Genomic DNA, 12753 nt, shown 5'->3' on the forward strand with positions numbered 1-12753 from the left:
ATGAATATTTGGAACGAGGGACCAGGGGTTATGGCGACTGTTGAGAAGATGCCGATGCTGCAAGAGGGCTATGAAAAGCTCACTGCGGATCTGCGCCGTCTCAAAGACGAGCGGCCCCAGATCGTCGATGCGATCGAGGAGGCCCGTGCGCACGGCGACCTGTCGGAAAACGCCGAATATCATGCCGCCAAGGAGCGTCAGGGTCAGATCGAGGCGTCGATCGCCGACATCGAGGACAAGCTCAGCCGCGCGCAGATCATCGATCCGAAGGAATTGTCGGGCGACAAGGTCGTGTTCGGCGCGACGGTGACGCTGCTCGACGACGACGACAAGCCGGTAAAGTATCAGATCGTCGGCCAGACCGAGGCGGACGCCAAGAGCGGCCGCATCTCGTACAACTCGCCGCTCGGCCGCGCGTTGATCGGTCGCAAGGTCGATGACGAGGTCGAAGTGTCGGTGCCGGCCGGCGACCGCTATTACGTCGTCTCCAAGATCGAGTTCATCTAAGCCCAATGCATTTCCGCGACGCGCCGGCGACGTACGGGATCGCGATCCTGACCGTCGCCGTGTCGGTGTGCGCGATCTTGTTCGTCGCGCCCGATGTCGCCGCAGTGACCGGCGGGTTCATTCCCGGCCGCGTGCCCGACGTGCCGATCGCCAATTATGCCGGCTGGCTCGTGCCCGTCTGGCTGACTCCGCTCAGCGCCACCTTGCTGCATGGCGGGTGGATGCATCTCTTCTTCAACATCGTGATGCTGGTCTATTGTGGACGCGAGGCCGAGCGTGCGCTCGGATCGGTCAGCGTTGCGGCGCTCTATGTGATCGGGGCGTATGCGGCTGCGGCCGGACAATGGGCGCAGAATCCGGCTGTGGTCATGCCGATGATCGGCGCGAGCGGCGCGATCTCCGCGCTCGTGGCGGCGTACGCGATGCTTTACGGCAGAAGCCGCACACAAGGCGTGGGGCCGCTACCGGCCGGCTTGGTCCACGCTTTATGGCTCGGTCTGGCCTGGACCGGCATCAACCTGCTGATCGGGGTCACGACGATGATGGGCCAGCCGGTCGCGATCGGCGCTCATATCGGCGGGTTCATCGTCGGCCTCGTTTTGGCACGCCCGCTACTGCTGTGGCGGTACCGTAAGGCGTGACTTCTCCAATCCCCCCCCCGCCAGGACAGGGGGATGGTATAGGAACTTCGTCGCGTGAAGCGGGATGACGCGCAGTATCTTTGCGTCACCCCGGGCTTGTCCCGGGGTCCACCGGGCCACCTCACCAAAGGCCGATGGGTGTGCGGGACGGTGGATGCCGGGACGAGCCCGGCATGACGGGGCTGATCTTGCCCTGCCTCATCCCCGCCACAGCAAAGCCAGTCCCATTTGCAATAGCCCTACCTAGTGGGAGGATTAGCGCAGCAGGAGCATTACGCTTCGCCTCAGCCGTGCGGCTTCTGCAGTTCGGGATCGGGCTCGAGCAGGCGGTGGAGGTGGACGACCACGAACTTCATCTCGGCGTCGTCCACCGTGCGCTGTGCCGCTGCGCGCCATGCTTTCTCGGCCGAAGCATAATCGGGATAGATACCGACGACCTCGATCGTCGTCTGATCGAAGTCGAGCGTTTGCGGATCCTTGACGCGGCCGCCGAATACGAGGTGGAGCTTACTCATAGCCCCACCCATAACGAGGCCTATCGCGGCATTGAAGCTCCTATTTGGACTTCTTTGCCGGCTTGATCTCCGCGACGCCGGCGGGGCTGGCGTTGAGTGCCGCTTCGCCCGCGCTGGATACTGCCTTGGCGACTTGGTCGATCAGCTTCGAAACCTGTGCTTTCGCGGCCTCCTTGCTGAGCGGCAGCGAACCGAGTTCCGCCTTGGCCGCGTCGCGCGCGGCCTCGGCGGCACCGGCCGCGACTCCGGTCAAGCGCTTGCCGACCGGGCCGAGCAATTCGCTCTCGCGCTTGGTCTTGGGTAGCAGGGCACCCGCCGCCAGACCGATCGCAATGCCGCCGGCGACCACCGCCAGCGGATTGGTCTCGATCGCCTTGCCGGCGCGCTCGGCGACTTTGCGCGTTTCGTAAAGCGCGTCGCTGGTCGCACCGCGGGCGGTCGCCAAGGCACTTTCCACGCGGCCGGTCTGTTTGGTTTCTGCATTCTGTGGCGTTGCTGTCTCGGTCATATCCATGTCCCTCTTATATGGGGTCGAACTCTTCATGCGTCGGTCGGTTGCCTTCGCAGCAGGCGGGCGAGCGGTTTGCGCGCGAAAAATGCGGTCAACAGCGCGGCGACGCCGACGGCGGGCAGGGGATTGCGCTTCACGGACTCGATCCCGGATCGCGCCATTTCGCCACCGACCTCTTTCAGTTCCCCGACTGCGTCCCGAGCCAGAGCGCTGGGTTTCAGGCGCGATTGCAGCGCGACGACGGTCTTGGCGAGTTGACGGCGCGCATCGACGGAGTTGCTTTCCGCCTTGGCCAGTTCGTCGTCGATCAGGCTCACGGCCGTTCGTCCTTGTCCTTGATCTCGGTCGCCTTCTTGATCAACAGCCACGCGCCCCAGCCCATCATCACGGTAACCAGTACGCCACCGCCGACAACAATCAGAGTCGCCCAGCCGGGGCCGACCAGCCAGTTCAAGGTCATCAGCAACCCGACGAGCGCGGCCACCAATACCGCTTGCGCAAGCACCAGCGCGCCGATCCCGAGCAGGATCGCGTTGCGCGCCTCGTCCAGCCGCGCGAAAAGCCGCGCGCGATAGAGTTTGACCTCGGCCCGAACGAAATTTTCCCCGTCGTCGATCAGTCGGCTGACCAGCGACGTGATGCTCTCTTCAGGCTGCGGCTCCCCCTCCACGCGCGGCCGCTCGGATCAGGCTTTGGTATCGTTGGACGGCTTGTCCGACGATTTTTCGGACTGACCATCGAGGCCAGCTTTGACCAATCGCGCCAGGACGAAGCCGATCGCGGCAGCGGTGCCGATCGCCACCGCCGGGCTCTTCTTCACGAACTCGCGGGCATCGTCGATAATGTCGTCGACCTGCTTTTCCTTGAGCGCACCGGAGAAATTGGCGACCGCATCGGCGGCGGAGCGGGCATATTGACCATATTGCTCGCCGACCTTCTCGTCGACCGTTCCGGCCGCCTCCTGCAGCATCTTCGCCAGTTCATCGAGGGCGGTGCCGGCGCGGCTCTTGCCGTCCTCGGCATAGCCTTTCGCCTTTTCGCCCGCGTCGTTGGCGAACTTGATCACATTGTCCTTGAGCGCCTGGGTCGCGTTCGGCTTCTCGCTTGTCGTCCCGGATGTGCCGGAGCCAGTCCCGGTGCCGTTCGGCGTCTCGTTCGATGCGGTATCGGCCATGATACTCTTCCTTACTGGTTCGCTGTCGACGGGCGCCGACAGTCACTGTTCCATATCGACAACCAAGGCGACGCCCGCCGGTTCCGTCATGCGAGATAAGCGATTTGCCGCCCGCGCGCGAAGCCGTTAGAGCGCCGCCGCGACGCCCCAAGTCAATTCCTGTTACCCCAATCTAGGAAGACCGTTCCATGACCGCAATCATCGACATTCACGGCCGCCAGATCATCGACAGCCGCGGCAATCCGACGGTGGAAGTCGAAGTGATGCTCGAGGACGGGTCGTTCGGTCGCGCCGCGGTGCCGTCCGGCGCCTCGACCGGCGCGCACGAAGCGGTCGAGCTGCGCGATGGCGACAAGAGCCGCTGGTCCGGCAAGGGCGTCCAGAAGGCGGTCGACGCGGTGAACGGCGAGATCGCCGAGGCGCTGCTCGGTTATGATGCCGAAGATCAGGCCGAGGTCGACGCCGCGATGATCGCGCTCGACGGCACGCCCAACAAGGGCCGGTTGGGCGCGAACGCGATCCTGGGCGTCAGCCTGGCAACCGCCAAGGCCGCAGCCGATGCGCGTGGCCTGCCGCTCTATCGCTATGTCGGCGGCGTCAACGCGCATGTCCTGCCGGTGCCGATGATGAACATCATCAATGGCGGCGAGCATGCCGACAATCCGATCGACTTCCAGGAATTCATGATCATGCCGGTCGGCGCCTCGTCACTGTTCGATGCGGTGCGCACCGGATCGGAAATCTTCCACACCTTGAAGAAGATGCTTCACGACAAGGGCTTGTCGACCGGCGTCGGCGACGAAGGCGGCTTCGCTCCCGATATCGCCAACACGACCGACGCGCTCGATTTCATCATGCGGGCGATCGAAGGGGCAGGGTACAAGCCCGGCGACGACGTGATGCTGGCGCTCGACCCGGCCTCGACCGAATTCTTCAAGGACGGCAAGTACCATATCTCGGCCGAGGGCAAGGTGCTGACCCCGCACGAGATGGCGGCATATTATGCCGACCTCGTCGCCAAATACCCGATCATCTCGATCGAGGACGGCATGGCCGAGGACGATTTCGAGGGCTGGAAGGCGCTGACCGATATGGTCGGCGACAAGGTCCAATTGGTCGGCGACGACCTGTTCGTGACCAACCCCAAGCGTCTGGCCGACGGCATCGAGCGCGGGCTCGCCAATTCGATCCTGGTCAAGGTCAACCAGATCGGCACGCTGACCGAGACGCTGGCGGCGGTGTCGATGGCGCAGCGCAACTCGTACACCGCGGTGATGTCCCACCGCTCGGGCGAGACCGAGGATGCGACGATCGCCGACCTCGCGGTCGCGACCAATTGCGGACAGATCAAGACCGGCAGCCTGGCGCGGTCGGACCGGTTGGCCAAGTACAACCAGCTGATCCGGATCGAAGAGGAACTGGGCGACGTCGCGGTGTTCGCCGGACGGAGCGTCATTCGCCGGAAGTGAGCCGCTAAACGTCGCCCCGGCCTTGTGCCCGAGGTGACAGTAGGGGGTGCCATTTTGCCGCACTTGATTCAGTTCGCCGCTAATCCGATTCGATTCGGCGGCACATGGTAAATACGGGGTTGATCCGCGAGTCGCGGTGCGCGAAAAGACAAACCCAAGATGTCGTCCCGTCGCCGCACCACCTTTGGTTCCGTTTTTCGTCGCGCCGCCTTTCCCGCGCTCGCGCTGGGGATCATGGCGTTTTTCGGCACCTATGCGATTGTCGGCAGCAACGGCGCGCTGGCCTATGGCGATTATCAGCGCCTGCTCGCCAAGAAGCAGCAGCAGCTTGCCGAGCTCAAGCAGAAGCAGACCGTGCTCGCCAATCGCGTTCAGTTGCTCGACCCGAACAAGGTCGATCCGGACATGGCGGACGAATTGACCCGCAAGCAGCTCAACGTGGTCAATCCCAACGAGGTTGTCGTCCCGCTCAAATAAGCGGCCGCGCGTTGATCTGAAGCAAGCGCACTGGCGTCGTGCCGCGCAATCTGGCAGCACTCCCTCCTATAAGGTTCGGAGAGTCCAATGAAGTTCAAGCTGCTGGGCGCGGTCGCCTGTATCGCGCTGGCGTCGTGTCATTCGTCCACCAACTCCACCAACGTCAACGCGACCAATGTCAACGAAACCGCCGTCGCCAACACGACCGCAGCGGCGCCGACCACACCGTCGCCGCAATGGGCGCATTTCCGTGACGGCTTCATCGATGGGTGGTTCAAGCTCGACCCCGCCTTCGCGGTCTATCAGGGCAAGCATGAGTTCGACGGGGTGATGCCCGACTGGAGCCCGGCCGGGCTGAAGGCGCAGGCCGATTTCCTGCACAAGGCGATCACCGATGCCCAGGCGTTCGACAAGGCCAAGCTGTCCAAGGAGGATGCGTTCGAGCGCGATTATCTGATCCAGGTCGCGCGCGGGAAACTGTTCTGGCTGGAAGATGCCGACCAGCCGCACACCAATCCGGCTTATTATGTCGGCAACGGACTTGATCCCAACACCTATATCGCGCGGCCTTACGCACCGGCGAAGGTCAGGATGGAGGCGCTGATCAAGTTCTTCCGCCAGGTGCCCTCGGCGGTGTGGAATATCCGCACCAACCTCCGCACGCCGATGCCCGAGAGCTTCATCAAATATGGCGTGGCGGCGTTCAGCGGCTTCGCGGACTATTATCGCGGCGACGCGCGCAAGGCGTTCGCCAGCGTCCACGACAAGAAGATGCAGAAGGACCTGAAGGACGCGTCCGAAGCGGCAGCGATCGTGACCAGCGACCTCGCCAAATGGCTCGGCAACCAGAAGAAGACCGCGACCAAGGACTTCGCTCTGGGACCGGAGAAGTTCCAGCGCATGCTTGCCGAAACGGAAGGCGTGGATACCCCGCTCGACCAGCTCGAGGCCGCGGGCAAGGCCGATCTGGCCAAGAATCAGGAAGCGCTCAAGCAAGCCTGTGACAAATACGCGCCGAAGAAGACGATCCAGGCGTGCATGGACAAGATGTCCGCGAACAAGCCGGCCGGCAATGATCCGGTGGCCGAGGCGCGGCGGCAGATCCCGATGCTGCGCCAGTTCGTGGTATCGCACGACATCGTCTCGATCCCCGGTACCGAACAGGCTCTGGTCGAGGAAAGCCCGCCCTATAACCGGCAGAATTCCGCCTATATCGATCCGCCGGGACCGTTCGATAAGGGCATTCCGTCGGTCTATTACATCTCGCCGCCCGACCCGAGCTGGCCTAAGGCCAAGCAACTCGGCTTCGTGCCCGGCAAGATGGACCTGCTATTCACCTCGGTCCACGAAGTGATGCCGGGGCACTTCGTCCAGTTCCTCCACGCCAACCGTTCGCCGTCGCTCTTCGGCCAGCTGTTCGTCGGCTATGCCTATGCCGAGGGCTGGGCGCATTATGCCGAAGAGATGATGTGGGATGCGGGCCTCGGCAATGGCGATCCCGAGACGCATATCGGCGAGCTGTCCAACGCCTTGCTGCGCGATTGCCGCTTCCTGTCGGCGATCGGCATGCACGCGCGCGGCATGACCCAGGCGGATTCGTACAAGATGTTCCGTGAGCAATGCTATCAGGACGAGGGCAATTCGGATCAGCAGGCGGCGCGCGGGACATACGACCCGGCCTATCTCAACTACACGCTCGGCAAGTTGATGATCCGCAAGTTGCGCGACGACTGGACCGCGACGCGCGGCGGGCGAAAAGCGTGGAAGGCGTTTCACGACCAGTTCCTGTCGTACGGCGGCCCTCCGATCCCGCTGGTTCGCGGCGCGATGATGGGGACTGAGGCGAAGTCGGTTTTTTGAAGACGCTTAACCCTCTCCCGCGCGCGGGAGAGGGCTTTTGAAACCTCACCGCGTCGTTTTGAGCGTCGGAACGTCGCTCTGAACTTCGGTCCGTGTCGGGTTGCGGATCGAAGGGCGCAGGCGCGCGATGCTGCAAAGGCCCGCGACCGCGGCTAGCCCGACCGACACCAGCGGAGGGACGCGGCCCGACCCGACGCCCAGCGCCAACAGAAGCGCTACCACGGTCGCCCCCGTGGTCTGGCCGGTCAGGCGCACGGTAGAGATCAGCCCGCCCGCCGCTGCGGCACGCTCGCGCGGCGCGCTGCCGATGATCAGGCGCGCATTGGGCGGCATGAAGGTACCGAACCCCGATCCGCACAAGGCCATCCGCCAGGCGATGTCGAAATAGCTGGGATGGGCAGGCAGGAAGGCGATCAACAGCAACGCGGTGATGCTGACGCACATGCCGATGCCGCCGAGCAGCCCGGCGGGAATGCGATCGGACAGCCAGCCGGCCATCGGTGCCACGATCATGTTGGTCAGCGGCCAAGGCGCGATCGCCGCGCCGACCATTGCCGCGCTGAAGCCGAACTCCTGGGTCAGGCGGAAGGGCGTCGACAGCAACAGGGTCATCGACGCTATGAACGCGGTATAGGCTCCGATTACCGATAGCGCGATGACCGGGCGGTTGAGCAAATCGAGCGGCAGAATCGGATTGGCGTCGCCCCGTTCGCGCCGGACGAAATAATAGCCGATCAGCGCGCCGGTCGCGACGATCGCGGCCGACACGATCGGGCTATCGCCGTGCACCGCGCTTTCCGCGCCGCCGATGACCAGCCCGAACATCGCCGCGCACATCACTGCGCCGAGCAGATCGAAATTGGCGTGGCGCGGCTTCGGATCGGGCAGTGCGCGGCCGAGTAGCAAGCTGAGCATCGCGAACGGGATCGCGCAGGCAAATACCCAAGGCCATGGCGCGATCGCCAGTACCAGCCCGCCGATCGTTGGCGCGGCGGCCGCCGAGCTCGACACGATCACCGAATTGATTCCCAGCCCGCGGCCGAGTTGCTGCGAGGGATAGGTGGAGCGGATCAGCGCCGACGACACGCTGAGCGCGCCCGCCGCGCCGATCGCCTGCGCAGCGCGGACGACGAGCAGGAAGGGCAGGCTTTTGGCGAAGAAACAGAGCAAGGTCGCGACCGTGAAGATCATCTGCCCGACCTGGTACATGCGCTTCAGGCCGATCCGTTCGCCGAGCCCGGCAAAGGGCAGGAGCAGCATGACGAGCATCAACTGGTAGACGGTGACGATCGCCACGACCGAGCTCGCATCGACCTTCAAGTCGCGCGCGATCGAGGGCAGGGCGACATTGGCGATGCCGCCGTCGATGATGATCAACGCGGTCCCGCAGCATAGGGCGCCGATCGCGAGATAACGCCGTGGCAGGGCCACGCCGTCGCTGTGAGCGGGCTCGATTTCGGGGTCGTGGAGATCGATATCGCCGCTCACGCTGGGGACCATCCCGGAGCAGCCAACTCGAATCCGGCGAAATCGAACCCTGGCGTCACCACGCAACTGACCAATGCCCAGCCCTCGCGTGGTTCCGCCGCCTGCCAGGCATGGGCGGGGACGAGCATCTGCGGATTGTCGGGGCCAAGGCGGTGCTCGCGGGTCTCACCGTTTTCATGGATCAGCAACGTGAGCGGGTCGCCATCGTTCCAAATCCAGAGTTCGGCGGCGTCGACCCGATGCCAATGCGAGCGTTCGCCCATATCGAGCAGGAACAGGATCGCCGTGGCGAGATCGCGGCCGCCGCGCGGGTCGGGTGCGCGCATCGTTTCCCTGAACCACCCGCCCTCCGGATGCGGGGCGAGATCCAGGCGAGCGACGAGCGGATGCGGCATGGCAATGCCCATGCTCCCGGTAATCGGGTCAGGACAACCCCCAAACGTGCATCTGCGCTGGGTGGGGTTACACCCGACCTTTCGGTTCACGCGGAGGCGCGAAGGCGCGGAGATTTTGCTCGCGCGAAGGGGCGAAGGCGCAAAGAGCGAGCAAGCGCGCGTAAGCGCCCCCTTCCAATGCGGTCGATAGTTGAAGGGCTGCTGGCGCAGCCATACCAGCCAACTCCGCGCCTCCGCGCCTCCGCGTGAATCCAAATCTCTTTGCGCCTTAGCGCCTTAGCGTGAACAAATCGCGAGAACGGCGCAGCGGGCGCCTTGGCGCGAGGCGCGCGCTGTGCTTTGAAGCGGAGTATGACGATCCTCCTCCCCCGCCGTCTGCCCGCCATGTTTGCTGCATGCGGGCTCGTCCTCTCGTCGATCGCCCAGGCTGCGCCGTCCGGCGCCGTTGCGGCCGTCGATCCGTTCATCGGCACGGGAGGAGAGGGGCATACTTTCCCTGGCGCGGTGTCGCCGTTCGGGATGATGCAGGTATCGCCGGATACCGACGCGACGTGCGTGATCCGCACCTGTTATGGCCACGCCGCCGGCTATCGCTATGACGATCCGACCATCCAGGGATTCAGCCAGACGCATTTTTCGGGATCGGGCCATTCCGACCTCGGCGATTTCCTGGTCATGCCGGTTTCGGGTGACGCAGTGCCGCTCGAACCGGGCGATCCCGCCAAGCCGGGCAGCGGCTACCGCTCACGCTTCAGCCATCAGGGCGAAGTCGCGTCGCCCGGCTATTATGCGGTCAATTTGACCGACGCTGGCGTGCGAGCCGAACTGACCGCCGGGACGCGCATCGGCGTCCACCGCTACACGTTCGAGCGCGGCAATCCCGCGCACCTCGTCCTCGACCTGCGTTCCAGCCTCTATAATTATCCGGGCAAGGTGTCGTGGTCGTCGGTCCGCCTCCGCGCCGACGGCACGCTGACCGGCGGCCGCGAGACGCGCGGCTGGGCGCCGGGGCGCAAATTGTTCTTCGCGATGCGTTTCTCGCGGCCGCTCACCGGGCACGAATTCGTCAATCGCGAGACCGATATCCCGTATAAGGGCTTCAAGGCCCCCGGCCGCACGGGCAGCGACATCGCCGAGATCAAGGGCCGGGCGCTGGTCGCGCGGCTCGATTTCGGCCGGCTCGACGCGCCGCTCGAGGTCAAGGTGGCGATCTCCAGCGTCGACGAGGATGGCGCGATCCGCAACCTCGACAGCGAGCCGGGCGGGTTCGACGCGATCCGCGCCAAGACAGAGACTGCCTGGGCCAAGGCGCTCGGCGCGGTCGACATCCAGGCCGAGCCGGGCATCCGCAAGTCGGTATATACTGCGCTCTATCACGCGATGATGGCGCCGAGCATCGCCGGCGACGCCGACGGCCGTTATCGCGGGCCGGACGATCAGGTCCACAAGGCCGAGGGCTTCACCTTCCGCTCGACCTTTTCGCTGTGGGATACGTTCCGCGCCGAGCATCCGCTGCTGACGATCATCCAGCCGCAACAGACCTCGACCGATGTCGTGCGCTCGCTGCTCGCGAGCCAAGGCGAGAGCCCGTACGGCATCCTCCCGATCTGGCAGTTCCAGGGCCAGGAGACGTGGTGCATGATCGGCTATCACGCCGTGCCGGTAATCGCCGATGCGTATCTGAAGGGCATCAAGGGGTTCGATGCCAACAAGGCGCTCGATGCGATGGTCGCGAGCGCCACCTATGCTCCTTATGGTGGCCTGGGCGACTATATGAAGCTCGGCTACGTGCCGATCGACCGCGAGCCCGAGGCGGCGTCGAAGACGGTCGAATATGCGTTCGACGATTGGACGATCGCGCGGATGGCGCGCAAACTCGGCCGCACCGACGTCGCGGAGACGTTCGAGAAGCGCGCCGCGTTCTGGCGCAACAGCTTCGATACCCAGACCGGCTGGCTGCGTGCGCGCAAGAGCGATGGCAGCTACCGCACCCCGTTCGACCCGACCGCGATCAACTATGGATCGGACTATACCGAGGGCAATGCCTGGCAATATTCCTGGTTCATGCCGCACGATCAGGGCGGGCTGATCAAGCTGCTCGGCGGCGACGCCGCGACCGTGAAGAAGCTCGACGCGATGTTCGATTTCGACACTTCGAAGCTCGACTACAGCCACGCCGAGGATATTGCCGGCCTGATCGGCCAATATATCCATGGCAACGAGCCGAGCCACCACGTCGCCTATCTCTATGCCTATGCCGGCGCGCCCTGGCGGACCCAGGAGCGGCTCAAGCAGATCGTCGACAGCCAGTACAAGCCGACCCCCGATGGCCTGGCGGGCAATGACGATCTCGGCCAGATGTCGGCCTGGCTGGTGTTCACGTCCCTCGGTTTCTACCCGGTGGCGCCCGGCAGCGAGCAATATGTAATCGGCCGTCCGTTCGTCGACCGCGCGACGCTCAACCTGCCCAATGGCAAGCGCTTCACCGTCCTTGCCGACGGCATGTCGCCGGCCAACCGCTATGTCGGGACGGTGACCCTGAACGGCAAGCCGCTCGATCGCGTGTGGATCGGGCATGACGAGATCATGCGCGGCGGCACGCTCCGCTTCACCATGTCGGCGACGCCCAACAAGACGTGGGGAACCAGCATCGCCTCGCGGCCTTATTCGATGAGCGGCTATTGAGTGGGGCAGGGGGCGGACCCATTTGACGGGCTCCCCCTAGGAGGATCGCCATGTCCGATACCGCCACCGCCCGCCGCACGCTCATTCCGGGGCCCGACCATCCGATTACCGTGACGCCAAATCCGAAGCGCGTCGTCGTCAGCGCCGGTGGCAAGGTGATCGCCGACACGCGCCGCGCCCTGACGCTCAAGGAAGCGAGCTATCCCGCAGTGCAATATATCCCGCGCGCGGACGCCGATCTCGCTGCGCTCGAGCGCACCGAACACCACACCTGGTGCCCGTATAAAGGCGAGGCGTCCTATTTCTCGATTCCCGGGATCGATCGCGGCGAGAATGCGGTCTGGACGTATGAGGAACCGCACGAGGCGGTCGCCGAGATCCGCGATCATCTCGCTTTCTATCCCGACCGCGTGGCGATCGAGGAGCGCGACGACTGACCAAGGCACCCCTCCCTGCAAGGAAGGGGATTAAGGGGTCGGTCGAGCGACGGGCGAGGCTCGATGCCTCGTCCGTTGCTGTTCTGGCGGTGGACTGATGAATCTCTGAAGCGCGCAGACGCGCGCACCCACCCCCACCCCCTCCCTGGAAGGGAGGGGAGAGAAACCTTCCCTTAGACACGTCCCAACGCATCCATTCTTGCTGCAATGCAGCATATGCGCTATATCCGAGTCATGTACCTCGCCGAGAAAACCGATCCCGCGCCGAATGGCGGCGCCCCCGTCATCCTGGAAGGGATCGTTCGCAAGAAGTGCGTCGTGGCGACCTATAACCGCATGGCGGTGCTCCTCGCGCCGCACGCCTTGTTCACCAAGAACGACGCGCTCTACGTCGCCGCGGTGACGATCGAGCGCGACGGGCAGCGCCCGCGCGAGGAAAAAGTCGGGCTGTTCAAGCTCGACGGACTGGTCGGCCTGCGGCTCGACGAGCGCGATTTCGTGATCAGCTCGGTCTACGAGCCAGAGGACGAGCGCTTCGTCGGCTCGACGCTGATGGCGGTAGAGGGCTGATCTAAACCATTCTCCCGCGGCAAC

At 64.5% G+C, this 12753-nt stretch carries 15 protein-coding genes; 8 read left to right on the plus strand and 7 right to left on the minus strand.

From position 1 onward, the window contains the following. The first annotated feature begins 30 nt into the window (after nt 1-30). On the plus strand, nt 31-507 hold the full coding sequence (greA, locus tag Q0L25_RS02070) for a transcription elongation factor GreA (RefSeq protein ID WP_066584887.1): 477 nt from the start codon (nt 31-33) through the stop codon (nt 505-507). A 5-nt stretch (nt 508-512) separates the two neighbouring features. Further along, complete coding sequence (locus Q0L25_RS02075; RefSeq protein WP_296611256.1) at nt 513-1148, plus strand: rhomboid family intramembrane serine protease; 636 nt, start codon at nt 513-515, stop codon at nt 1146-1148. Nucleotides 1149-1432: 284 nt separating this feature from the next. On the opposite strand, the gene Q0L25_RS02080 is transcribed toward Q0L25_RS02075, so the two are convergent. Genes Q0L25_RS02080 through Q0L25_RS02100 form a run of 5 tightly spaced genes read right to left on the minus strand, consistent with a single transcriptional unit; the run spans nt 1433 to nt 3348 of the window. Then, nucleotides 1433-1663 (minus strand): DUF4170 domain-containing protein, encoded by a 231-nt coding sequence (locus Q0L25_RS02080; RefSeq protein WP_296611257.1) that lies wholly within the window; start codon nt 1661-1663, stop codon nt 1433-1435. A gap of 40 nt (nt 1664-1703) precedes the next feature. Beyond that, nucleotides 1704-2171 carry a hypothetical protein gene (locus tag Q0L25_RS02085; protein WP_296611258.1) on the minus strand — a complete coding sequence of 156 codons (468 nt, stop codon included), beginning with the start codon at nt 2169-2171 and terminating at the stop codon, nt 1704-1706. A gap of 32 nt (nt 2172-2203) precedes the next feature. Next, nucleotides 2204-2491, minus strand: coding sequence for a DUF3618 domain-containing protein (locus tag Q0L25_RS02090; protein ID WP_296611259.1), 288 nt, complete (start codon nt 2489-2491; stop codon nt 2204-2206). Next, nucleotides 2488-2844 (minus strand): phage holin family protein, encoded by a 357-nt coding sequence (locus Q0L25_RS02095; protein WP_296611260.1) that lies wholly within the window; start codon nt 2842-2844, stop codon nt 2488-2490. Before Q0L25_RS02095 ends, Q0L25_RS02090 begins: the two co-directional genes overlap by 4 nt. 15 nt (nt 2845-2859) lie before the next feature. Continuing rightward, nucleotides 2860-3348, minus strand: coding sequence for a hypothetical protein (locus Q0L25_RS02100; RefSeq protein WP_296611261.1), 489 nt, complete (start codon nt 3346-3348; stop codon nt 2860-2862). 188 nt (nt 3349-3536) lie between these two features. On the opposite strand from Q0L25_RS02100, the gene eno reads away from it, so the two are divergent. The 3 genes from eno (at nt 3537) to Q0L25_RS02115 (ending at nt 7154) form a co-directional block, all read left to right on the plus strand. Then, complete coding sequence (gene eno / locus Q0L25_RS02105) at nt 3537-4817, plus strand: phosphopyruvate hydratase (protein ID WP_296611262.1); 1281 nt, start codon at nt 3537-3539, stop codon at nt 4815-4817. Between the two features lie 159 nt (nt 4818-4976). Next, nucleotides 4977-5294, plus strand: a complete 318-nt coding sequence (locus tag Q0L25_RS02110; protein ID WP_066584866.1) for a septum formation initiator family protein — start codon at nt 4977-4979, stop codon at nt 5292-5294. 87 nt (nt 5295-5381) lie between these two features. Beyond that, complete coding sequence (locus Q0L25_RS02115) at nt 5382-7154, plus strand: DUF885 domain-containing protein (RefSeq protein ID WP_296611263.1); 1773 nt, start codon at nt 5382-5384, stop codon at nt 7152-7154. 45 nt (nt 7155-7199) lie between these two features. On the opposite strand, the gene Q0L25_RS02120 is transcribed toward Q0L25_RS02115, so the two are convergent. Beyond that, a complete protein-coding gene (locus Q0L25_RS02120; RefSeq protein ID WP_296611264.1) occupies nt 7200-8642 on the minus strand; it encodes an MFS transporter in 1443 nt (480 codons plus the stop codon). Further along, complete coding sequence (locus tag Q0L25_RS02125) at nt 8639-9037, minus strand: cupin domain-containing protein (RefSeq protein WP_296611265.1); 399 nt, start codon at nt 9035-9037, stop codon at nt 8639-8641. The genes Q0L25_RS02120 and Q0L25_RS02125 overlap by 4 nt, the downstream gene beginning before the upstream one ends. 384 nt (nt 9038-9421) lie before the next feature. Here Q0L25_RS02125 and Q0L25_RS02130 point away from each other — a divergent pair, with 384 nt between their 5' ends. From Q0L25_RS02130 to Q0L25_RS02140, 3 genes are all read left to right on the plus strand, one after another. Further along, nucleotides 9422-11722, plus strand: coding sequence for a GH92 family glycosyl hydrolase (locus Q0L25_RS02130; RefSeq protein ID WP_296611410.1), 2301 nt, complete (start codon nt 9422-9424; stop codon nt 11720-11722). 50 nt (nt 11723-11772) lie between these two features. Beyond that, nucleotides 11773-12159: a DUF427 domain-containing protein gene (locus Q0L25_RS02135; RefSeq protein ID WP_296611266.1), complete on the plus strand. Its 387-nt coding sequence runs from the start codon at nt 11773-11775 to the stop codon at nt 12157-12159. A 216-nt stretch (nt 12160-12375) separates the two neighbouring features. Continuing rightward, complete coding sequence (locus Q0L25_RS02140; protein ID WP_296611267.1) at nt 12376-12729, plus strand: hypothetical protein; 354 nt, start codon at nt 12376-12378, stop codon at nt 12727-12729. Nucleotides 12730-12753: the final 24 nt, after the last annotated feature.

The sequence above is a fragment of the Sphingomonas sp. genome (assembly GCF_024508665.1).
Lineage (GTDB): Bacteria > Pseudomonadota > Alphaproteobacteria > Sphingomonadales > Sphingomonadaceae > Sphingomonas.

Bases quoted from the DNA above. Each gene is read 5' to 3' on its own strand.
- Q0L25_RS02115 (WP_296611263.1), top strand. From the start codon at position 5,382: ATGAAGTTCAAGCTGCTGGGCGCGGTCGCCTGTATCGCGCTGGCGTCG.
- eno (WP_296611262.1), top strand. From the start codon at position 3,537: ATGACCGCAATCATCGACATTCACGGCCGCCAGATCATCGACAGCCGC.
- greA (WP_066584887.1), top strand. From the start codon at position 31: ATGGCGACTGTTGAGAAGATGCCGATGCTGCAAGAGGGCTATGAAAAG.
- Q0L25_RS02135 (WP_296611266.1), top strand. From the start codon at position 11,773: ATGTCCGATACCGCCACCGCCCGCCGCACGCTCATTCCGGGGCCCGAC.
- Q0L25_RS02100 (WP_296611261.1), bottom strand. From the start codon at position 3,348: ATGGCCGATACCGCATCGAACGAGACGCCGAACGGCACCGGGACTGGC.
- Q0L25_RS02085 (WP_296611258.1), bottom strand. From the start codon at position 2,171: ATGACCGAGACAGCAACGCCACAGAATGCAGAAACCAAACAGACCGGC.
- Q0L25_RS02130 (WP_296611410.1), top strand. From the start codon at position 9,422: ATGTTTGCTGCATGCGGGCTCGTCCTCTCGTCGATCGCCCAGGCTGCG.
- Q0L25_RS02140 (WP_296611267.1), top strand. From the start codon at position 12,376: ATGCGCTATATCCGAGTCATGTACCTCGCCGAGAAAACCGATCCCGCG.
- Q0L25_RS02075 (WP_296611256.1), top strand. From the start codon at position 513: ATGCATTTCCGCGACGCGCCGGCGACGTACGGGATCGCGATCCTGACC.
- Q0L25_RS02080 (WP_296611257.1), bottom strand. From the start codon at position 1,663: ATGAGTAAGCTCCACCTCGTATTCGGCGGCCGCGTCAAGGATCCGCAA.
- Q0L25_RS02110 (WP_066584866.1), top strand. From the start codon at position 4,977: ATGTCGTCCCGTCGCCGCACCACCTTTGGTTCCGTTTTTCGTCGCGCC.
- Q0L25_RS02125 (WP_296611265.1), bottom strand. From the start codon at position 9,037: ATGCCGCATCCGCTCGTCGCTCGCCTGGATCTCGCCCCGCATCCGGAG.